Raw genomic sequence first — 20,221 nt, 5'->3', positions numbered from 1 at the left:
AGTTACGCATCAGCCGCCAACAAGTTTGGGCCGGGCGCGGCCGCTCAGCCACCAAACTCATCGGCCAGGTACGTCAAACTGGGCGATTCATTGTAAGCAGCGGGCAAGTATATGCCGTTGGCGGGCGTGCCCATTATGATGGGCAACGTGTACATCACCGCCACGTTTTCCTCGTCTACCGTGCCGGCAGCCTCAAAGGGCGGTATGTGCTTCAGAGCATCTAGCACGGTTTGGCCCATAGCGGGCGAAGGCGCCTTGAGCACGCTGGCGCCCACTATAGCGGCGCGGGCATTCACCAGCACCTTGATGGTGACAACGCCGTTGTTGTGCTTCACCAGGTACTCGGGCGGCAGCACCGCGGCTTTCTGAATGTCGCTCACTAGGCCGGTAATGCCATTGGGGTACACCGGGGGGGGCTTTTAGGCCTGGCATTCGCGGGGCTGACCGGTGGGCGTGAAGCACTGCTGGCTCACCAGTTTGTCTTGGCTATACACCTTGGTGCGGCTCAGGGTGCCGGTGGCGTCGAAAATCTGCACTTCGCCCTGCCGGTGGCCGCCCACGTATTCTTCGCGCTTGCGCAGCTTGCCGCCCTCGTCGTAGCTCATGGCCACGCCGTGCCGCAGCCCCAGCCCCACGTGCGCCATGGGCACAATGCGCCAGAGCTTGCCCGAAGGGTAATATTCCCGCATGGTCCCGCTCACGCTGTCGCGCAGGGTGACTTCGGCGCGGTGGTCGGCACCTTCCGGCGCCGGCAGCTGCTCGCCGCTCGCCGTGAGGTAGAGGGTGACTTTACGCGGGAAGCCAGTCGGTCCCGACTGGGCCACGCCCGGCTGGGACCATCCCAGGCCAATAACGGCCAGGGCCATTGCTTTCGCCCACCACCTTGGTCTAACTGGCGAGAGTAAGGTTGTTTGGTTAAAACTCATAGGTGAAGCCGGTTAATCGTTCATCACCGGCACGTAGGTGTCCATAAAGGCGGCCGAGGTGCGGTTGTAGGCTTCGTTGAATTTCTGGTTCTGGGTGTTGAAGGTGTTGATGTGGGCGTTGATGGTCTGGGCGTCCACTTTGGTCAGGTGGTCTTTGTTTTTCATCAGCTCGGCCACTTGCACGAATTGCTTGGCGCACATCACCACGTAGAGATTGGCAAAATCGCGGGCGGCGTTGCGGTAGGCCATGTCTTTGCCCCGAAACGCGGGCACGGCCGACAGCTCGGCAGCCGATTTGTCGGCTTCGGCGGCCAGGGTCACGCGGGCGGCTTCAAAGGCGGCGGCGTCCTGGGCATTGAGGGCGTCGGTGAGCTTGGCGCTGGCTTTCTGCACCCGGAAATAGGGCAGAAAAACCTGGTGCTGGTACTTGTTCACGGCCGTCACCTGGCGGGTGTACTCGGCCAGCTTTACCGACTCGCGCGTCGACTCGATGTTCATGCCGAACTGCTTGGCAAAGCGGCGCTGGGCGGCGTTCACGCTGTCGTCGACCACGGCCAGCTTGGCCTCGGCGGCTTCCTGGGCGGCGTAATAGCGTTCCATGGCCTCGAAGCTTTCGGTGCGGGTGGCGGCCAGGGCGTTCACCTGCTTGTAATCGGCTGAGTACACCTCCAGCATGGTTTTGAAGGCTTTCAGGGCCGCCGCGCGCAGCTCGGCGTTGCCTTTGTAGGCGGCGGGCATGCGCTGCACGTTGGCCACGGCCACCTTGTTTTGCTCCACCACTTCGAGGCGGCGGTTTTCAATCTTGCGGTCGTTTTCGCTGTGCGCAGCCTTGCTGATGTAGCGCAGGTTTTTCTTCAGCAGGTCGACCTGCTCGGCTACGATGGCGTTGTTGTAGCTGGCCGGGTCGCTGAAGGTTTGGGCCGCAGCCGGCAAAGCAACGGCAGAAAAAAGGCAGCCAACTACGAATTGGGTAAAAAAGCGCATAAGCGAAACGAACTGAAATGGTGGGAATTGGACGGCTGCAAAGTTGCCAACATGTTTGGATTTTCCAATCGCCGGCCAGCCTTCTTTTCGGCCCCGCCCCTGCCCCCTGCTACTGGATGCGGAACGTGACCGGCACAGTGAACGACACGGCCACCGGCTCGCCGTCTTGCCGGCCCGGCGCGAAGGGCTTGAGCTGCCGCACGGCGCTCATGGCCGCTTCCTGCAACGATTGGTAGGCTCGGGTTAGGCTTTTCGGCACCTCGCCGGGCTTGGGCTCGTTGGGCTTTATGTCCTGCACGAGGCCATCGCGGCCTACCACAAATTTCACCTTCACCACCCCAAACACCCGCTGCTTGAGGGCCTCCACGGGGTAGCGCGTGTTCATCATCACGGCGCGCACCACGGCGGCGTTGTCGCCGGCGCCCTCCGAGTACACGGGCATTTGCTCGTAGGGAAAATAGGCCACTGGCTGGCCGTCGGGCCCGAAGCATTCGCCCGTCACGGGCTGGTCGGGCAGGTGGTGCTCGCGGCGCTTGAGCTGGCCGTCGGGGTAGTGCGTCACCAAATCGCCCACCACTTTTCCGGCCCGAAAAGTGGCCTGGTAGCGCAGCTGGCCATTTCCGTAATACTCGCTCACGGTGCCGTGGCGCAGGTGCTGGCGCACACTGGCAAGCGGCACAAAGGACTTCAGCTTGCCCGACGGCAGATAATACGTGCGCAGGGTGCCGCTCACCGTGTCGCGGTACGCGGTTTCGGTGCGCTCCACGGCCCCGGCTTCCGAAGGCAACTTGTTGCGGTTGGCGTCGAGGTACACGATTTCAACGGGCCGCGCGGCCGGCGCAGGTGGGGCGGCCGGCTGGTCCTGGGCGTGGCTGGCGGCGGCGCGGTTCAGCAGGGCGGCCGTGAGCAATAGGCGGAAGCAGATTTTCATAGGTAGAACGTTAGGAGTAGCAGATGCGGAGAAAAATCAGTTCAATCGGAAATCCGGTTCCTGATTACTCAATGGCAAATGTGACGGGAATGGTGAAGGGCACCGCAATGGGCTGGCCGTCCTGCTGGCCGGGAATGAACGGCTTGAGCCGCTGTACCGACTGCACCACTTGCTCATCGAGCGACGGAAAAACGCCCTGCACCACCTTGATATCGGCCACCTCACCGGTTTTCGTCACGTTGAAGCTCACAAACACGCGGCCGGATTTACCGGCTTTCAGGGCGTCCTTCGGGTACTTCACCCCGCGCTGAATGGCGTACACCACGGCCGCGGTGCCGCCATCGCCGGCCGGATAAACGGGCAGCTTTTCGTATTCAAAAAACGGCACCGGCTGGCCGTCGGCCGCAAAGCACTCGCCGCTCGACACGAAGTAGCTGGTGTAGTGGGCCCGCCGCTTGAGTTGGCCATTGGGGTAATAGAGCCGCATTTCGCCCAGCCGCTGGCCGTGCACATACTCCTCGTGGCTGCGGAGCTGGCCGTTCTCATACCAGTTTTCCGACGCCCCGTTCGGCACGGGCTCGCCTTTCTGGAACTCCACTTCCCGGACGCTCTCACGGCGGCCTTCCAGGCTAAAAATGCGCACCAAGCCTTTGCCGGCATCCAGGTGCTCGGTTTCGCGGCGGTAGGCAGCGCTCTGGGCCGAGGGCAGCACCACGCCGGCCGAGTCCAGGTACTCGGTTTTCACTCCGGCCGCCGATTGCTGGGCCTGGGCGTTGGTAGTAATCAGGGCCAGCAAAGCGGCCGGCACCAGGAAAGAGTAGCTTGATTTCATGAAAGGCAACTGCCGCGTTGCCACGGCTTTATAATGACATTAAACAGGGCAGCTATTCGATGCGAAAGGTGATGGGGACGTTGTAGGAAACCGCTATGGGCTGGCCATCCTGCTGCCCGGGGTGGAAAGGCTTGAGCTGCCGGGCCGCATCGAGGGCGGATTTTTTAATCTCCTGAAAGGCTACGCGCAGGTTGGGCGCAATTTGCTCCGGCAGGGGTTCTTTCTCGATGTGCACCGACCCCACCCGCCCCAGCGCGTCGATGGTGAAACCGATAAAAATGCGGGCATTGAGCGCCGCCCGCAAAGCCGCCTGCGGGTAGGTTATTCGGCGCTGAATGGCCTGCACCACCGCCATGTTGCTGCCATCGCCCTCGGTGTAGACGGGCATGATGCGGTACTCGAAATACGGTACGGGCTGGCCATCGGGCCCGAAGCACTCGCCCGCCGTGCGGGTGCCCTTATTGAACTGGTCGCGGCGGCGCAGCCGCCCGTCGGGGTAGTACACCAGTAGCTCACCGTGCCGCTGGTTGGCCAGATAGCCTTCTTTGGTGTGAAGCTGGCCGGTGTCGTACCAGGTGGTGGTGGCGCCGTGGCGGATTTGCAGGCGCACGTGCCCGTAGGCCGTGATGCGCTGCAGCTTGCCCGCCGCGTCGTACATCCGCACGGTGCCCGCCACGCTGTCGCGGTAAGTGGTTTCCAGCCGGTAGTTGGCGCCCTCGGCCGAGGGAAGCAGGCCATGGTCGGCACTGTAGAACTTGATGGTTTTGGACAGGGGCGCCACGGCTGCCTCCGGCTCCGGTTTTGTTTGGGCAGTGGCTGGCGAGGCCACGAGCAACGCAGCGGGCAGCGCCAGCAGGGCACCCCAAAACTTCAGCATGTGGTAGAAAAGCCGTGCAATACTAAACCGTTAGAATGTGGAAAACGACGGCCGCAGACTTTACTTCAAAGATGGTGAATTTTGATTGATGCTGGTAGTGCTTGCATACAAAAACGGGGCAGAAACACAAAGTATTGCGTCCCTGCCCCGTTCAATAGTCAGCTTCAGCTCAATACGCGCCTACAGCGCGGCCGTCACCGCAGCCTCGGCCTTGGCAATAGCGGCGCCCAGGCCGGCCACATTCTTGCCGCCGGCCGTGGCGAAGAACGGCTGCCCGCCGCCGCCGCCCTGGATTTCCTTGGCCAGCTCGCGCACCAGCGTGCTGGCGTTGAGCTTGCCGGCTTTGGCAATTTCATCGTCCAGCATCACCGCCAGCTGGGGCTTGCCATCGATTTCAGCACCAAGCACGGCCACCAGATTCGGCACCGCTTGGCGCAGGTTGAAAGCCAGGGTTTTCAACGATTCGGCCGAGCTGGCCTGCACTTGCGCAGCCAGGAAGCGCACGCCGTTCAGGTCGCGTACCTGGCTTACCAGCTGGTCTTTCTGCTGGTTGATGCTTTGCTGAGCGAAAGACTCTATCTGCTTGCGCAGACCGGCAGTCTCCTCGTTCTGCTTCTCCAGGCTGGTGATGAGGTGCTGCGGGTTACCCAGCGTCTCGCGCACCTGGGCCAGCAGGTCGAGCTGCGCGTCCACGTAGGCTTCGGCGGCGCCGGCCGTCACGGCCTCGATGCGGCGCACGCCTGCGCCAACGGCGCTTTCGGTTGTGATTTTGAAGTAGCCGATGCTGCCCGTGTTCTGCACGTGCAGGCCACCGCACAGCTCCACCGAGTAGTTGCGGTCGAAGGTAATGACGCGCACAAAGTCACCATACTTCTCGCCAAACAGGGCCATAGCGCCCAGGTTCTTGGCCTCGGCAATGGGCACGTTGCGGCGCTCATCGAGCGGAATCTGCTGGCGGATGCGCTCGTTCACCAAGCGCTCAATCTCGCGCAGCTGCTCGTCGCTCACCTTGGTGAAGTGCGAGAAGTCGAAGCGCAGCAGCTTCTCGTTCACCAGTGAGCCTTTCTGCTGCACGTGGCTGCCCAGGATTTCGCGCAGGGCGGCTTGCAGCAGGTGCGTGGCGGTATGGTTGTTCTTGATGAGGGCGCGGCGGGCGGCATCGGGCCGGGCTGTTAACTCGGCATCCAAGTCCTGCGGCAAGTCCAGGGTAGTGTGAATGATGAGGTCGTTTTCCTTCTTCGTGTCAATCACGCGCACCTTGCTCAGGGGCGATTCCAGGTAGCCGGTATCGCCAATCTGGCCGCCGCTTTCGGCGTAGAACGGAGTTTGGTCGAACACCAGCTGGTACTCGGTTTTACCCTTTTTGTCGATTTTGCGGTAGCGCAGCAGCCGGGCCGTGGCCTCATCCTGGTCGTAACCCACAAACACGTTGGGAGTATCCGTTTCAGTCACGGTCACCCAGTCGCTCTGCTCGGTTTCCTGGGCATTGCGGCTGCGGTTCTTCTGCTGCTCCAGCTCCTTTTTGAAGCCTTCTTCGTCCACCGTCAGGCCCTTTTCGCGGGCGATAAGGGCCGTGAGGTCGAGCGGAAAGCCGAAGGTATCGGACAGCTCAAATGCAGTTTTGCCATCAATCACGCCGCCGTTGGCGCGGGCGCTTTCCTCCAGCGCGTCCAGCCGGCGCAGGCCAGTTTCCAGCGTTTTCAGGAAGGCAATTTCTTCTTCCTCAATTACGCGCTGCACGAAGGCCGTCTGGGCTTTCAGCTCGGGGAAGATGCCAGCCATCTGGTCGGCCAGCACGGGCACCAGCTTATACAGGAAAGGCTGCTTCTGGTTGAGCGACGAAAACGCGTAGCGCACGGCCCGGCGCAGGATGCGGCGGATGACGTAGCCAGCCTTCACGTTGCTGGGCAGCTGGCCGTCGGCAATGGTGAAGGCGATGGTGCGGATGTGGTCGGCGATAACCCGGATGGCGATGTCCGTCTTCTCGTTTTCCGTGGTGGGCTGGTCCGTCACCTTGGCGGGCGCGGTGCCGTGGTACTCCACTCCTACTTCTTTGGCAATGAACTGAATGAGCGGCTGAAACACGTCGGTGTCGTAGTTCGACTTCACGCCCGACACGGCCATCATCAGGCGCTCGAAGCCCATGCCGGTGTCCACGCTCTGCTCGGGCAGCTTGATGAGGGACTTATCGGCCAGGCGCTGGAACTCCATGAACACGTTGTTCCAGATTTCTACCACCTGCGGGTGGTCGGCATTCACCAGTTCGCGACCGGGCTTGGCGGCGCGCTCTTCCTCGGAGCGCAGGTCGATGTGGATTTCGGTGCAGGGGCCGCAGGGGCCGGTGTCGCCCATCTCCCAGAAGTTGTCCTTCTTATTACCGGGCAAAATCCGGTCGTCGGTTGTGTATTGGCGCCACAGGTCCTGGGTTTCGGTGTCGGCGGCGGTGCCGTCCTTCTGGTCGCCCTCGAAATAGGTAACGTAGAGCCGGTCTTTTTCCAGCTTGTACACCTCCGTCAGCAGCTCCCAAGCCCAGGCAATGGCGTCTTTCTTGAAGTAGTCACCGAACGACCAGTTGCCCAGCATTTCGAACATGGTGTGGTGGTAGGTGTCGTAGCCAACTTCTTCCAAGTCGTTGTGCTTGCCGCTCACGCGCAGGCACTTTTGAGTATCGGCAATGCGCTTGTAGGGCGCGGGCTTATTGCCCAGGAAATAGTCTTTGAACGGGGCCATGCCCGAGTTGATGAACAGCAGCGTGGGGTCGTCCTTCACCACAATCGGGGCCGAGGGCACGATGTGGTGGCCTTTGCTGGCGAAGAAATCAAGAAACTGCTGGCGAATAGCGGAAGCGGTGGGGAGTGACATAAGAAAAAAGCGAAACGGCCCGCGCAGTTGGGGCCACGGATGGCACAAAGGTAGCTTTCTGAGCACGATGCACGGCGGAGTTATGCCCCGCTGAGCCCAGTATTCTATCAGGAGATGTTTTCCTGTACGTCATTCTGCATTCAGGATGACGTACAGGAAAACTCATTGACTTTTCAAACCCCTCAAACAGCAAAAAAGGCGGACCAACGGCCCGCCTTTTCAACATTACTGATGGCAATTCCAGCTTATTCCACCACCAGGCGCTTGCTCACGGTGGTGGGGCCAGCCGTCAGGCGCAGCACGTACACGCCGGGGGCCAGGCCGGCCGTAGCCAGCTCGCCCGTGGCCTGGCCACCGCTCACGCGCAGGGCGCGGGCAGCTACTACCACGCGGCCCAGAGCGTCGCGCACCTCGGCCGTGGCCTGTTGGCCGGCCGCTACGGGCAACGTCACCGTCACGCCCGCACCCTGAGCGGCAGGGTTGGGGAACACGGCCACCTGGGCGGCGCTCAGACCCGCCGTGGCGGCCAGGGCATTGGCCGAGGCAAAGGCCAGGGCGTAGCGCGTGTTCAGCCCGGCCGTCAGGCTCAGCGTCGTCGTGGATGTCAGCGCGGTTTGCGTGCCGGTGGTCAGGTCGCGCAGGTAGGCTGTGAGGCCGGCGGGTAAGTTGGCTACGGTGGCAGCCAGCTGGTAGGTGCCGGTGGCCGGTACCTGCAGGCGCAGCGGCAGCACGGTGGCGGCCGTGAGTGCCGGCAGGCCGGCGATGGCCAGCTCCGCGCCCGTGGCGGCTACTGCCGACAGGTTCAGGCCGGTGCTATTGGCCAACTTGGTTGCATCGTATTCGGCATCCATGCCGATGGTGGCGGCTGGGTCGGCGTACACGGTCAGGTCGTCGGCCAGGGTGCCGGCGGCGTTGCCCAGCGTGAGTTGCACCTGCGGGCGCAGGTCGGCGGCGTTGCGGCCGAACACCGGCTGCGGGCCAAAAGTTGTGACGCGGTTGGTGTTGGTCAGCGTCAGTGAGCCGGCCACGCCTTGGGCGGCGGTACGCACGAAAAAGCCCGAGCCGGCCGGCACCAGCGGGTCGCCCTGGTTGAGGGCGGGCAGGTAGGTGCGGTACTGGCCGGTGTAGGGGCCGCTGCTCTGGAACACGTACAGGGCCGCGTTCATGTTCGGGCGGTTAGTCGCAGGCACGGTGCTCCAATCCAGCGGGGCCGGATAGGGGTTGCCCAGCAGCTGCCAGCCGCCGTCGGCGCCGGTGTAGGCCAGGTTGTTCAGGGTCACGTTGCCCGTCGTGGGCGTGCCAGTGAAATCGACCAAGGCCGTGCCCGGCGCGTTCACCGAATAGCCGCGGCCCACGGCCATTGCCTCGGTGCCGGCTTCGGCCGCGCGCCAGCCTTTGTCGAAGGGCGCGTAGTTGTTCACGGCCGTGGCCGTGCGGCTTTCCTCGTAGCTGAACACGGTGGGGAACGGCGTGGTCGTGCCCGGCGTGGCCGAGCCGTTGTAGTTGGCTCCGCCCGTGAAGTCGGGCGTGTAGCCGGCAGTGGCCAGCGTGTTCAGCGTCTCGCCTTGCACCGGTGAGCTGTAGTGGCGGTAGCCGTTGCCGGCCGTGTTGGCGCCGATGTAGCGCTGCATGGTGAACGAAGAGCCCGCCAGCACCGTCACAACGCCTGTGCTCCGGTTTACGACCAGGGCCGTGCCGCTGGCGTTGCTGGGCAACAGCAGCGTTTTGCTGCTAAACACCCGCATGTTGCCGCTGCCGCCCACGGTGAGAACCTGCGTCACACTCACCGAGTTGAGCAAGCTCACGTCGCTGCTGTTGGTGGTCGTCAGGTTGCGCACGGTGGCCGGCAGGGCGTCGCCCGTGCTCTGGGGGGTGGTGCCGTTGTACACGTAGCTGGCGTCGGTGCTGAACGAGCGCGCACCCGTTACCTGCACACTACCCGTAGTGCCGGTGGCGTAGATGCCTTGCGGCGAGCAGATGCCCAGCGTGCCGCCAGCGGCCAGCGTGAAGGTGCCCGGCCCGCTGATGATGGCGCAGCCGTCATTGAGCGTGCCACCGCTTTGCACGGTCAAGGCGCTGTTCACGGTCACGTTGCCGGCGAGCGTGCCGCTGCCGCCGTTTAGCACGGTGATGGAATTGTAGGTGGTGGCCGCAATGGTCTGCCCCGGGGCGCTGATGACCAGGTCGGAGGGCGGCGTGCTGTTCAAGCGCACGCTTACACTCCCGGCGTAGTTCGACGTAATCAAGTCGAGCAAGCCATCGGCGCTCACATCCACCAGGGTTACGAAGGTCGGCCCCCCGTCGGTGGCGAAATCGGCTTTGGTGGCCGAAAAGCTGCCGGCCGCTCCGCTAGCCAGGCGCACACTCGCCGTACTGCCCCCGTCGTTGGCCGACACCAGGTCAGGGCGACCGTCCACGTTCGCGTCCACCACGGACACGCCACTGGGCGCAGCGCCGGTAGCGTAATCGGTTTTAGTGGCGTCGAAGCTGCCGGCCGCCCCGCTGGCCAGGCGCACACTCACCGTATTGCTGCCATTATTCACCGTCACCAAGTCGGGGCGGCCGTCGGCATTCACGTCCGCTACCACCGCGCTGCGCGGGCTGCTGCCACTGGCGTAATCGGTTTTTGTAGCCGAGAAGCTACCGGCGGCCCCGCTGGCCAGGCGCACGCTCACCGTGCCATCCCCTTCGTTGGTGGTAATCAGGTCGGGGCGGCCATCGCCATTCACGTCAGCAGCCAACACGCTGCGCGGGCTGTTGCCACTAACATAGTCGGTTTTAGTGGCGTCGAAGCTACCGGCCGCTCCGCTGGCCAGGCGCACGCTCGCCGTGCCGCTGCCGAAGTTGCTCGTAATCAGGTCGGGGCGGCCGTCGCCGTTCACGTCTACCACACTCAAACCGTAGGTGCCACTGCCACTGGCGTAGCTGGTTCTGGTAGTGGAAAAGCTGCCGGCGGCCCCGCTGGCCAGGCGCACGCTCACCGCACTATCATCGAAATCACTCGTAATCAAGTCAGGTCGGCCGTCGGCATTCACGTCGACCACAGCGATAAGGCGCGCGCCAGAGCCGGCAGCAAAATCGGTTTTGGTGGTGGCAAAGCCGCCGGCGGCCCCGCTGGCTAGGCGCACGCTCACCGTTGAGTTGCCGGCATTAGCCGAAATCAGGTCGGGCCGGCCATCACCGTTCACGTCCACTACGGCAGTACCGAAAGAAGCGGGGCCGGTGGCATAGTCGGTTCTGGTAGCCGAAAAGTTCTGGCCCCAGCCGGCCAGGGGCAACGCCGTGGCCAGCAGCGTGGCCATTCCCAGCGGCCAGTTGCCTCGAGGGGTAATGCGCGGGTAAAGCAATGAGGTCATAAATACTTTTTTCATGGTTGAGACTAATTATTAAGCTAAGCGGGGCTTTATCAAGCCAGGCGGCGGCGCTGGCGCAGGCGCTTGAGGGCATAGCCCACGCCGCCGGCCAGCAGCAGGCTGGCCCCGCCGTCGAGGGGGGTGGCGGTGGGGTCTGCCGCGGGCGAGCCCGGGGCGGGCCCGCCCGAGCTGGGCTGGGCCTGGGCGGCAGCGGCGGCCAGCAGCAAAGCCAGCCCGACCAGGGGCAGGCGGGAGCGCAGCGTGTTGAGCACAGGTATTCGCATAAGTAGGGAAAAATGAGTGGATGAATAATCAAACCCAAATCACGGCCGTGGCACCGCGCTATGCCCAAAAATGTCGTGAGTGGCAGTTGCTGTGGCTCCAGTTGCAACAATATGTGCGTGAGTGGGAAATCAGCCCCTCCCGCCCGCCCACCAAAGAGCCCCCGCCGCCCGCCCCAACGGCCGGCCACGGGGGCTAGAAAAAGAGGTATTGTTGGCTACTCCCCAGCCATTGGCAGCACCAGCCGGGCCACCGTGCCCTGCCCCAACGTGCTTTCCAGCCAGAAAGCCCCCCCCTGCCGCTGGGCCAGCTGGCGCACCAGTGGCAGGCCCAAACCAGTGCCCTGCTGGCCGGCCAGGCGCGGCGCCAGCCCGGTGGCGCTGCCCCCCGATGCCAGGGCGGCCAGTTGCGCGGCGCTCAGGCCGGGCCCGGTATCGGCCACGGAGAGGACCAGGCTGGGAGCGGTGTAGGCTGCGCTTAGGGTGATGGTGGAACCGGGCGGGGCCACCCGCAGGGCATTGCCCAGCAGGTTGCGCAGCTGGGTGAGCACCATGTTGCGGTCGGCCCACAGGGGCGGTAGGCCGGGCGACACGGCCACCTCCACGGCCACTTGCTGGGCGCGGGCGGCCGGGGCGTACAGGGCGGCCGACTCCTGCAGGAGTTCGGCGGCGACCAGAGCTTCGGGGCGGTAGGCCAGGTCGCCGCTCTGGTTGGCGGCCCAGTGCAGCAGGTTGTCGAGCAGGCCGGTGAGCTGCCGGGCGGTGTGGCGCACCTCAGTGGCCAGCTCATCGAGGGCGGCAGGGTCGGCCAGGGCCGGCTGGCGGTAATAGTCGAGCAGCGTGGCCAGGCCTTCGATGGCCGTGAGGGGCCCGCGCAGGTCGTGGCCAATGACGGCGTAGAGCCGGTTCTGGGTGGCGCGGGCAGCCCGTAGGCGGTGGGCCAGCCGGCGCGTCAGCAGCAGGGCGTAGGCCGCGACGGCCAGCAGCAAGGCCAGCAGCGCGGCCCCGGCCCAGGCCAGTTTCTTTTGGTGGCGCTCCTGCACTTCGGCCGCCAGCAGCTCCCGGATGCGAATTTCCTTGAGGCTGGTGCGGTAGCGGGTTTCGGCTTCGGCCACAGCGGCGCGCTGCTGGCGGCCGCGCAGGCTGTCGGCCAGCGCATCGGCGCGCTGCTGCGCCCAGAAGGCGCTGTCGTAGCGGCCCTGCCCTGCGTAGGCCCGGGCCAGGAGGCGCAGGGTCTGGCGCTGGGCCTGCAGTTCGTGGGCCTGGGCTTGCTGCCGGGCCATGGGGCGCAACAGCCCCCGGGCAGCGGCGTAGTCGTGCTGCGACACCCACTCGCGGGCCAGCAGCTGGCCCAGGCGGGTGCGGCGCGTGGGCTCGGGCACCGAGTCGTGGTAGGCCCGGGCGTGGGCAGCGTAGCGGGCGGCGGGGCCGGGCCGGGCGTGGGTGCGCGCCCAGCCGGCTTGCAGCTGGGCCAACTGCGAGGCCAGCGCATAGTAGCCCAGCTCGGCACGGAACTCGGGGCCGGCGGCCGTGCGTAGGCGCAGCAGCAGCGCCGCGGCGGCGGCCAGGGCCGTGGCCGTAGCCGAGTCGCGGGCCTCAAACCGGGCCCGGGCTTCCAGCAGGGCCAGGGTGCTGGCGGGGGCCAGCAGGTCGCGGTCACGAGGGCGGGTGTGCAGGCGACGGCGCATCTCGGCCTGCTCCTCGGTGGCCAGGGCCTGCAGGTGGCGCGCGCGCGCGGGCAGCAGGTGCGGCGCGTAGCCCTGCAGCGTGGTGGCCCACTCCTGCAGGGCACCACCCCAGTCGTAGCGGCGCTGGGTGCGCAGGGCGGCCAGGGCCTGCTCGTAGTGGGCAGCGGCCAGGGCCGGCTCGCCCTGCTCCTGCAAGGCATCGGCAAATAATGTATGCACCCAGGCCAGGCCCCCGAGCTTTTGGGGAGCCGTGTCCGGCGCACACTGGTAAGCGCGGCGGGCTAGGTCGTAGCAACGCAGCGCGTTGGGCAGCTGGTTTTGCGCCTGATGGGCCAGCCCGGCATTGGCGTAATACCCGGCGAGGCTCACCCCGACTGACGAGTTCCGGCCGTCGCTGGGGCGGAAAGCGGCCCGGCCCTCGCACGTGGGAAAAGCCGCGGCCAATACCTGGGCAGCTCCTGTGTACGCCAGGCAGGCACTGTCGTACCGCTGATGGCGCCAGTGCAGCCCGGCCAGGCGGCTGCTGGCATCGGCCAGCTCCAAGGGCAGGGCCGGCCGCAGGGTGGCGCCCAGCCGGGTAGCGGCTCGCAGCGGCACCAGGCCCGAGTCGGGGGTGGCCGAATGGCTCAGGTAAATGCCCAGGCGGCGCAACTGCCGGAAGCGCGATTGGGCGGTGGCCGGCACGGCCAGGGCCGCCCGCAACCGGTGCAGGTCGGCCGCGCGGCCCCGGTCGGGGTCCAGCAGCGGGACGGTCAGCCAGGCTTCGGCGGGTGGGACGGGCGCAGGTTCGGGGTGGCAGGCGCCCAGGGCCAGCGCAAAGGCCATGGCCACGCGGCTCGGCAGGGCGCCCTGGCTGGCGCGGGGTGTTGGTTCGTGTTGTCGGTGTGGCCCTCCGCCCATGCGTGTTCCTCCTGCGGTGTTTCGTCCGGGTTTGTTGCTTGAAGTCGGGGCTGCTAGCCCACCAGCCGCAGGCGGTGCAGCAGCGCGTCGCGGTAGCCGCGGCTGAGCGGCAGCGTGGTATTGGCCACCACCACGGCGGTCTGGCCCTCGTCGATGCTCTCAATGAACGACACGTTCACCAGGTAACCGCGCTGAATTTGAATAAACTGATTGGGGGGCAGCTCCAGGGCCAGCTCGCGCAGGGGCTGCCGGCTGAGGTAGCGCCCGGTGGCCGTCACCAGGGTGCAGTATTTATCGGTGGCCTCCACGTAATGCACGTCGGCCAAGCACACCTTCACCAGGCGGCCCCGGTCGCGCAGAAACAGGCAGTCGCTGAGCAGCACCTGTTTGCTCCAGGGCAGGTTTAGGAGCTCCTCGGAGCCTTCGGGCGGGCCGCTCAGCCCAGCGGGCAGTGCTGCGGGCTGCCCGGCCGCGTAGTTGACCAAGGCCAGCTCCAGGGCATGTTCCAGGGCGGCGGCGTCGTAGGGCTTGAGCAGGTAGGCCGCCGGCCGCGCCTGCTTGGCCCGGCCGAAAGTGGCCTGGTCGGCAAAGGAGGTGAGGAAGATGATGGGCAGCGGCCGAAGGGCCCGCAGCTCCTGCGCCAACTCGATGCCGTCGCGGCTGCCGTCGAGGCCAATGTCGAGCAGGGCCATCTCGACGGGCGGCAGGCTTTCCCGGAACAAGACGAGGGCGTCCTCGGCCGTGGCCGCGGGCCCCACCGGCTCGTACCCCAGCCCACGCACCAGCACCGAAAGCAGGCGGGCGGCCAGGGGTTCGTTTTCGGCCAGCAGCAGTCGGATGGGGGAAGAAACTTTCATGAAGCGAAACGGCAGAAGTAGATACCGCAAATCCGCCTGCAAAGTAGCAGCTTGCGGGCGCACCACGCAAAACTGTCGGCCTCCCCGACGGCTCTTATTTGCTCCAAAACAGACAATCTTTACGATATATTCATCTTGCCCTGTACATGCGCACCCACTTTCTGGCCCTGCTGTTGCTCAGCTTTGGCTTATCGGCTCCCGCCACTCCCCGCCCGCCCCGCCTGGGCAAAGTGCTGGGCGCCGATATCTCCTTCCTGCCTCAACTCGAAGCCCGCGGCATCAAATTTTCGGATAAAGACGTGGAGAAAGACGCCATCCAGATTCTGAAAGACCACGGCTTCAACTACATCCGCCTGCGCATTTTCAATAACCCGGCGGCCGACAGCGGCTACTCGCCCGGCAAGGGCTTCTGCGACCTCGCTCACACCCTGGCCATGGCCAAACGGGTGAAGCAGGCCAACCTGAAGCTGCTGCTCGACTTTCATTACTCCGACACCTGGGCCGACCCGCAAAAGCAGTTCAAGCCGCAGGCCTGGGAAACGCTCAGCGGCGCAGCCCTGGAGCGCGCCGTGCACGACTACACCCGCGAGGTGCTGCAGGCCCTGGCCGCCCAGGGCACCCCGCCCGACATGGTGCAGGTGGGCAACGAAATCAACCACGGCATGATTTGGCCCGACGGCGACGTGCAAAAGGCCGACAGCCTCGCCCGCTTCGACACGCTGGCCGGCCTGGCCAAAGCCGGCGCCCGCGCCGTGCGCGAAACCACGCCCACCGCCCTGGTGATGATGCACATTGCCCTGGGCGGCCAGAACGGCCTTTCGGAACTGTGGCTCGACCGCATGGTGGCGCGCCAGGTGGAGTTCGACGTCATCGGTGAGTCGTATTATCCGAAGTGGCACGGCACCATTCCCGACCTGAAAAACAACCTCACGGCGCTGGCCCGCAAGTACCCGCAGGATATTGTGCTGGTCGAATATTCGGAGCGCAAGCGCGAAGCCAACGACATCGCCTTCAAGCTGCCGCACGGCAAAGGCCGGGGCAGTTTCATCTGGGAACCGCTCAACACCTGGGAATCCATTTTCGACAAACAGGGAAAGGCGAACGACTTGTTGTTAATTTACGACGAAATCAGCCGGAAATACCGCGTCCGTTAGCCTCCCTTCGGCCCCCAACCCATGCCCTATAAAGAGCGCAGCATCGAAAAACAATACTTCACCATTGGCGAAGTGGCCGCCCAGTTCAAGGTGGCCGAGTCGCTGGTGCGCTTCTGGGAAACCGAGTTTGACGAGCTGCGCCCGCGCCGCAGCAAGAAGGGCAACCGCCTCTACACCCCGCAGGACATTGAGGTGTTCCGCACCATTTACCACCTGGTGAAAGAGCGCGGCTACACCATTCCCGGCGCCCGCGACATGCTCAAGCAGAAGGGCCCGCAGCTCAAAGACAAAATTGACGTGGTGCAAAGCCTGGAGAAGGTGCGGGCGTTTCTGATGAGCCTCAAGAAGGAAGTAGACGCGGCGGGCAAGGCCGAACCGGACGCCGCCGAATAGCCCTCTATGCCTGATTCTACCAATTCCGACACCCTTTTCCACGAGCTGGCGCTCACGCTGCTGCCCGGCATCGGCCCGCAGCTCACGCGGCAGCTGATGAGCTACGGCGGTGCGGCCAAAACCGTGCTGATGATGCCGCCCGGCAAGCTGCGCCGCATCCCCGGCGTGGGCGAGGCCACCGTGAAAATGCTCACCGGCCCGGAGCGCGAAAAGGCCTTTCGCAAAGCCGAAGCCGACTTGAAGAAGGCCGAAAAGGACGGTGTGAAAATCATTTTCTACACCAGCAAGCGCTTCCCCAGCCGCCTGAAGCTGATTCCCGACGCCCCGGCCATCCTCTATTACCAAGGCACGGCCGACCTCAACGCCCTCAAAACGGTGGCCCTCGTGGGCACCCGCAAAAACACCGATTACGGCCGCGAGCAAACCGAGCGCATCATTGCGGGGCTGGTGCCGCACCGGCCGCTGGTGGTGAGCGGCCTGGCCTACGGCATCGATATCATTGCCCACCGCGCCGCCCTGCAGGAAGGCCTGGAAACCGTGGGCGTGATGGCCACCGGGCTGGACCGCATCTACCCCCATACCCACCAGAAAACGGCCGAGAAAATGCGCGAGCAGGGCGGCCTGCTCACCGAATTTCCCTTCGGCACGTCGCCTGACCGCTACAACTTCCCGGCCCGCAACCGCATCATCGCCGGCCTGAGCGACGGCACGGTGGTGGTAGAAGCCGCCATCAAAGGCGGCGCGCTGATAACCGCCGAACTGGCCCTGAGCTACGACCGCGACGTGCTGGCCGTGCCCGGCAACCTGGGCTCGGCGGCTTCGGAGGGCTGCAACGCGCTTATCAAGAGCAACCGGGCCGCCATGTACACCGAGCCGCTGGACCTGGAGCAGCTCCTGAACTGGGACGCGGCCCTGCACCAGTCGGGTAAGTTTAAGCCGGTTCCCTCCTACTCGGCCGATGATTTTACGGCCGAGGAGTTTGCCATCATCACCGTGCTGGCCGCCGCTACCGGCCGCGAGCTTCAAATGGACGACATCGCCTGGCAGGCGCAGATTGCCATCTACGCGGTGGCCTCGCTGCTGCTGGGGCTCGAGTTTCGGGGCGTGGTGCGGGCAATGCCGGGGAAGAAGTTTGCGTTGGTGTGAGGCCAGCACGTTTATCCAACCCAACTGCATGCGCGCCCAGATTCAATTAATAGCATTCATACTATTAGCTGGAATTTCGCTGGCTTTTGGTTGGAACATATATAAGGCGCAAATCCGCCAGGAGAAATTGATTGCTGAAGCCTCTGTACTTGGCAATTATATGTCGGCATACAGCCAGCAGTCGGAAAAGGCTGCTGATATTATGAGCCAACGAATTGGCTACCTCGTTTATAAGAACCGGTCTCAAACCCGCGACCAAGCTGTGCTCCATCAGGCGGAGCAGATTGTTGACCGAGCAGATGCTATGGCCGACAGCCTGGGTGGCTTGAGCTTACTCCTGGGGCTCACAGATGCAAGGCCAACTAGCACGCGGATTCCATACCTCACATGCGACTTCCCCAGCGGTTTGGATAACCGAGGACTAAAGTTGCTGGCCCAGCATCTGGACCGTTATGTGGCCTTCATTCGCCGTTATGTTCCGCATGCCCACTCACTGACACGTCCTGCCGAGCCGCTCCTCGAACCTGCTTGTTTCAGCGTTTATTACTTTCAAAATGCCCCTGAAGCAAGTGCCCGGGCCACTTTGGAACGTTTGATAGCCGAGGTGCGCCGCTACGAAGTTGATGCCTTGTCGGTGCAGGCCCAAAAAGTTAGCTCCAATTGCATTTGCTTCGATAGACTGGCCGCGGTGGCCGTTCCTGCTTCCAGCACCATTGAGCCGGGAGGTATTTACGAGGCCCAACTGTTGCTGGCAGAATCTTTCTCTCAGTTCTATTACAAGCAGATGAGCGTGAACGGCCGCAAAGTGCAGCGATTCGAAAACGAGCAAGGTCTTGTCGAAATACCCATTCCGAAGTCAGCCGGCAGCCGCGCCGACACCCTTCGAGCCGAATGGCAGGGCCTTATTCAGGCGCGCCTTTATCCCGCTGATTCCACTTGGCGGTTAACGGTCCCTTTTTGGGTCCTTAATAGGCCCACGCCATGACACGAATCAACTTCTGGCTCTTGGTTGTAGGGTTAATATCTGCTTGCAGTGGCTACAGCTGGATAGAGCAGCAGGCGCAACAGTCGCGGCTGACGGACCAGGTTTTGACGTTGCAGCGAGTGCTGGAAACGGAGAATGCCAAAGCGGCCGTTTACCTGGAAGGCACATTGAAAGGGATTGAAGCCAGTGTTATAAAGAACCAAAAGCAGCCCCAGGAAGTCGCCATCCTGCGCACTTGCCAAACATTGCAGGTTCGAACAGCGGTTCTGCTCGACACCCTGCATCATCTTCGGATACTGGCGTTGAGTCAAGCCGGCATTACGCCTACCTTTCGGTTCCAATCTTCATCTCACGCAATTGACCTATTAAACCAGCCGTTTAGAGTCCGAACTTCCACGAACTTGGCTTTGAAGCAGCAATTCGCGGCTTATCAGGCCGCGCTGCCTGCCCTTTTCAAAGACTCACTTCGGGTAAATCTGTCCCAATTCAATGGTAAGCCCATCATAATTTCACTATCCGCTATTGCCCAGGCGGAGAGCAACTTGCTGAAAGCCGAACAGAAAACACTGCGGCACTTCAGTCACCGGGTTGGGGCAAGAAATACGGCCACCAATCTGATGGCGGTTGCTACTGCAGAGTCCAACGTGGTGCAGTTGGGTGCTACTTATCGGGCGCGGCTGTTTCTGGTAAAACAGTTTCCGCTACCGCGTGGCAATTTCTACATGAAGTGCAACAACCATCCTGTCCAAGTAAACCGGCAGGGTATTGGAAAGGTCCGTTTCCGAGTACCGGTCCGAGTTGGGCCGGCCAGCTGGCGAGGCTCTATTCGGTTCAATGCCAACGGCCGCGACACCACCTTCCAAATCAGTGTGCCCTATCGCGTGGTCCGGCGCTAGCTTTGGCCCATGCTTTTGCTGAACAACGACCTGCTGCCCACCGCCGCCCTGCCCCTGCCCAACCGCGGCCTGGCCTTCAGCGACGGCTTCTTCGAAACCCTGATTTTTGCCAACGGCCGCCTGCGCCTCGCGGCCGACCACCACGCCCGCATGCGGCGGGCCGCCGCCGCGCTCTACCTCGCGCTGCCCGCCGCCCTGGCCACGCCCGAAGTCCTGGAAACCACCCTGGCTCGGCTAGCAGTGGCCAACCACCTACCCACCGCCCGCCTCCGCCTGCAGCAGTGGCGCACCGGCGGCGGCCGCTACACGCCTACCACCGACGCGGCCGAATGGCTGGCCACCGCCGAAGCCTTCGAGCCCGATGACGCTCCCATCGCCAAGGCCGCTTTTGCGCTGGAAACTCATTCCCTTTATTCTCCGCTCAGCTTTTGCAAGGGGCCACAGGCGTGGCTCTACGTGCGCGCCGCCTATGAACGGCAGCGGCGCGGGCTCGATGAGATTATTCTCTGCAATGCCGCCGGATACGTAGCGGAGGCCAGCGCGGCGGCTATTTTTTGGATGAAGAATGATATGCTCTTCACTCCCGGGCTCGAAACGGGCTGCGTGGCGGGCGTGCGCCGGGCACAGGTGCTGCGGGGGGCCCGGGCGGCGGGAATGGAGTGCCGGGAAGGACTTTTTACGAGAGCGGCCCTTTTGGAAGCCGATACCGTTTTCACGGCCAATGTGGCGGCCATTAAATCGGTGTCGCGCATTGAGGATAACGCCTGCGGGAAGCCCAGTGAGACGCTGGTGCAGGTGCTTAAATCGTTATCGTAGCCATAGCTTGCCCAACGAATAAACCACCAGAGTCACTCCGGTACCGGCCATCATAATCAGGCACGTTGCCAATAGGTATTCAATATCCAGAGCCGCTTCCGACCATCCGAAACCATGCAAGCCGGAGTGGCCGTGCATTTTCCAAAGCTCTCCAAAGCTTCTCTGACCCTTCTCGCGTACCCAAAGCCGAAGCCAGCCGGTGAGCAACAACAGCGGATAAAAAACCAGCAGAAGCCCCGTGCGAAGCACCCACAGCACAGCCCCAAACACCCAACTGATAATGGGACCAATAATAAACTCCGCCAGCAGCTCCCCCAGGAAATCAAACATTGGTGGGACC

The 20,221-nt window shown here is 63.7% G+C and carries 19 protein-coding genes; 7 read left to right on the top strand and 12 right to left on the bottom strand.

Annotation, left to right across the window (positions count from 1 at the left end):
* Positions 1-44: 44 nt before the first annotated feature.
* The 9 genes from Q5H92_RS23220 to Q5H92_RS23180 form a co-directional block, all read right to left on the bottom strand.
* Positions 45-407 carry a hypothetical protein gene (locus tag Q5H92_RS23220; protein WP_305013961.1) on the bottom strand — a complete coding sequence of 121 codons (363 nt, stop codon included), beginning with the start codon at positions 405-407 and terminating at the stop codon, positions 45-47.
* Positions 408-419: 12 nt separating this feature from the next.
* Positions 420-866: a toxin-antitoxin system YwqK family antitoxin gene (locus tag Q5H92_RS23215; protein WP_305013960.1), complete on the bottom strand. Its 447-nt coding sequence runs from the start codon at positions 864-866 to the stop codon at positions 420-422.
* A 72-nt stretch (positions 867-938) separates the two neighbouring features.
* A complete protein-coding gene (locus Q5H92_RS23210; RefSeq protein ID WP_305013959.1) occupies positions 939-1,859 on the bottom strand; it encodes an LIC11966 family surface protein in 921 nt (306 codons plus the stop codon).
* 160 nt (positions 1,860-2,019) lie between these two features.
* Positions 2,020-2,841 carry a TonB family protein gene (locus tag Q5H92_RS23205; RefSeq protein WP_305013958.1) on the bottom strand — a complete coding sequence of 274 codons (822 nt, stop codon included), beginning with the start codon at positions 2,839-2,841 and terminating at the stop codon, positions 2,020-2,022.
* Positions 2,842-2,905: 64 nt separating this feature from the next.
* Positions 2,906-3,673, bottom strand: coding sequence for an energy transducer TonB (locus tag Q5H92_RS23200; RefSeq protein WP_305013957.1), 768 nt, complete (start codon positions 3,671-3,673; stop codon positions 2,906-2,908).
* Positions 3,674-3,725: 52 nt separating this feature from the next.
* Positions 3,726-4,550 (bottom strand): energy transducer TonB, encoded by an 825-nt coding sequence (locus Q5H92_RS23195; RefSeq protein WP_305013956.1) that lies wholly within the window; start codon positions 4,548-4,550, stop codon positions 3,726-3,728.
* 180 nt (positions 4,551-4,730) lie between these two features.
* Entirely contained in the window at positions 4,731-7,412 is a 2,682-nt protein-coding gene (gene alaS / locus Q5H92_RS23190) for an alanine--tRNA ligase (protein WP_305013955.1), read from the bottom strand.
* Positions 7,413-7,657: 245 nt separating this feature from the next.
* Positions 7,658-10,783 (bottom strand): beta strand repeat-containing protein, encoded by a 3,126-nt coding sequence (locus Q5H92_RS23185; protein WP_305013954.1) that lies wholly within the window; start codon positions 10,781-10,783, stop codon positions 7,658-7,660.
* A 35-nt stretch (positions 10,784-10,818) separates the two neighbouring features.
* Complete coding sequence (locus Q5H92_RS23180) at positions 10,819-11,049, bottom strand: PID-CTERM protein-sorting domain-containing protein (RefSeq protein WP_305013953.1); 231 nt, start codon at positions 11,047-11,049, stop codon at positions 10,819-10,821.
* Positions 11,050-11,069: 20 nt separating this feature from the next.
* Here Q5H92_RS23180 and Q5H92_RS23175 point away from each other — a divergent pair, with 20 nt between their 5' ends.
* The gene (locus Q5H92_RS23175) at positions 11,070-11,246 is read left to right on the top strand and encodes a hypothetical protein (protein WP_305013952.1); all 177 of its coding nucleotides are present in this window, start codon (positions 11,070-11,072) and stop codon (positions 11,244-11,246) included.
* 18 nt (positions 11,247-11,264) lie between these two features.
* Here Q5H92_RS23175 and Q5H92_RS23170 read toward each other — a convergent pair whose 3' ends face one another.
* Positions 11,265-13,559: a sensor histidine kinase gene (locus tag Q5H92_RS23170; RefSeq protein ID WP_305013951.1), complete on the bottom strand. Its 2,295-nt coding sequence runs from the start codon at positions 13,557-13,559 to the stop codon at positions 11,265-11,267.
* A 128-nt stretch (positions 13,560-13,687) separates the two neighbouring features.
* Positions 13,688-14,491 carry a LytR/AlgR family response regulator transcription factor gene (locus tag Q5H92_RS23165; protein WP_305013950.1) on the bottom strand — a complete coding sequence of 268 codons (804 nt, stop codon included), beginning with the start codon at positions 14,489-14,491 and terminating at the stop codon, positions 13,688-13,690.
* A gap of 146 nt (positions 14,492-14,637) precedes the next feature.
* Between Q5H92_RS23165 and Q5H92_RS23160 the strand changes: the two genes are divergently transcribed.
* Genes Q5H92_RS23160 through Q5H92_RS23135 form a run of 6 tightly spaced genes read left to right on the top strand, consistent with a single transcriptional unit; the run spans position 14,638 to position 19,881 of the window.
* A complete protein-coding gene (locus Q5H92_RS23160) occupies positions 14,638-15,645 on the top strand; it encodes a glycoside hydrolase family 53 protein (RefSeq protein ID WP_305013949.1) in 1,008 nt (335 codons plus the stop codon).
* 21 nt (positions 15,646-15,666) lie between these two features.
* Positions 15,667-16,038 (top strand): MerR family transcriptional regulator, encoded by a 372-nt coding sequence (locus tag Q5H92_RS23155; RefSeq protein WP_305013948.1) that lies wholly within the window; start codon positions 15,667-15,669, stop codon positions 16,036-16,038.
* Positions 16,039-16,044: 6 nt separating this feature from the next.
* Entirely contained in the window at positions 16,045-17,184 is a 1,140-nt protein-coding gene (gene dprA, locus Q5H92_RS23150) for a DNA-processing protein DprA (protein WP_305013947.1), read from the top strand.
* A gap of 28 nt (positions 17,185-17,212) precedes the next feature.
* Entirely contained in the window at positions 17,213-18,169 is a 957-nt protein-coding gene (locus Q5H92_RS23145; protein WP_305013946.1) for a hypothetical protein, read from the top strand.
* On the top strand, positions 18,166-19,065 hold the full coding sequence (locus tag Q5H92_RS23140; protein WP_305013945.1) for a hypothetical protein: 900 nt from the start codon (positions 18,166-18,168) through the stop codon (positions 19,063-19,065). The genes Q5H92_RS23145 and Q5H92_RS23140 overlap by 4 nt, the downstream gene beginning before the upstream one ends.
* A 9-nt stretch (positions 19,066-19,074) precedes the next feature.
* Entirely contained in the window at positions 19,075-19,881 is an 807-nt protein-coding gene (locus tag Q5H92_RS23135; protein ID WP_305013944.1) for an aminotransferase class IV, read from the top strand.
* Here Q5H92_RS23135 and Q5H92_RS23130 read toward each other — a convergent pair.
* Positions 19,873-20,211, bottom strand: coding sequence for a hypothetical protein (locus Q5H92_RS23130; protein ID WP_305013943.1), 339 nt, complete (start codon positions 20,209-20,211; stop codon positions 19,873-19,875). The genes Q5H92_RS23135 and Q5H92_RS23130 overlap by 9 nt on opposite strands.
* Positions 20,212-20,221: the final 10 nt, after the last annotated feature.

This window comes from Hymenobacter mellowenesis, from assembly GCF_030581005.1.
In the GTDB taxonomy this organism is placed as follows: Bacteria; Bacteroidota; Bacteroidia; order Cytophagales; family Hymenobacteraceae; genus Hymenobacter; species Hymenobacter mellowenesis.
This window is presented reverse-complemented; position numbering and strand designations above follow the sequence as displayed.

Bases quoted from the DNA above. Each gene is read 5' to 3' on its own strand.
- Q5H92_RS23215 (WP_305013960.1), bottom strand. From the start codon at position 866: ATGGCCCTGGCCGTTATTGGCCTGGGATGGTCCCAGCCGGGCGTGGCC.
- Q5H92_RS23205 (WP_305013958.1), bottom strand. From the start codon at position 2,841: ATGAAAATCTGCTTCCGCCTATTGCTCACGGCCGCCCTGCTGAACCGC.
- Q5H92_RS23200 (WP_305013957.1), bottom strand. From the start codon at position 3,673: ATGAAATCAAGCTACTCTTTCCTGGTGCCGGCCGCTTTGCTGGCCCTG.
- Q5H92_RS23195 (WP_305013956.1), bottom strand. From the start codon at position 4,550: ATGCTGAAGTTTTGGGGTGCCCTGCTGGCGCTGCCCGCTGCGTTGCTC.
- alaS (WP_305013955.1), bottom strand. From the start codon at position 7,412: ATGTCACTCCCCACCGCTTCCGCTATTCGCCAGCAGTTTCTTGATTTC.
- Q5H92_RS23185 (WP_305013954.1), bottom strand. From the start codon at position 10,783: ATGAAAAAAGTATTTATGACCTCATTGCTTTACCCGCGCATTACCCCT.
- Q5H92_RS23180 (WP_305013953.1), bottom strand. From the start codon at position 11,049: ATGCGAATACCTGTGCTCAACACGCTGCGCTCCCGCCTGCCCCTGGTC.
- Q5H92_RS23175 (WP_305013952.1), top strand. From the start codon at position 11,070: ATGAATAATCAAACCCAAATCACGGCCGTGGCACCGCGCTATGCCCAA.
- Q5H92_RS23170 (WP_305013951.1), bottom strand. From the start codon at position 13,559: ATGGCCTTTGCGCTGGCCCTGGGCGCCTGCCACCCCGAACCTGCGCCC.
- Q5H92_RS23165 (WP_305013950.1), bottom strand. From the start codon at position 14,491: ATGAAAGTTTCTTCCCCCATCCGACTGCTGCTGGCCGAAAACGAACCC.
- Q5H92_RS23160 (WP_305013949.1), top strand. From the start codon at position 14,638: ATGCGCACCCACTTTCTGGCCCTGCTGTTGCTCAGCTTTGGCTTATCG.
- Q5H92_RS23155 (WP_305013948.1), top strand. From the start codon at position 15,667: ATGCCCTATAAAGAGCGCAGCATCGAAAAACAATACTTCACCATTGGC.
- dprA (WP_305013947.1), top strand. From the start codon at position 16,045: ATGCCTGATTCTACCAATTCCGACACCCTTTTCCACGAGCTGGCGCTC.
- Q5H92_RS23145 (WP_305013946.1), top strand. From the start codon at position 17,213: ATGCGCGCCCAGATTCAATTAATAGCATTCATACTATTAGCTGGAATT.
- Q5H92_RS23140 (WP_305013945.1), top strand. From the start codon at position 18,166: ATGACACGAATCAACTTCTGGCTCTTGGTTGTAGGGTTAATATCTGCT.
- Q5H92_RS23135 (WP_305013944.1), top strand. From the start codon at position 19,075: ATGCTTTTGCTGAACAACGACCTGCTGCCCACCGCCGCCCTGCCCCTG.
- Q5H92_RS23130 (WP_305013943.1), bottom strand. From the start codon at position 20,211: ATGTTTGATTTCCTGGGGGAGCTGCTGGCGGAGTTTATTATTGGTCCC.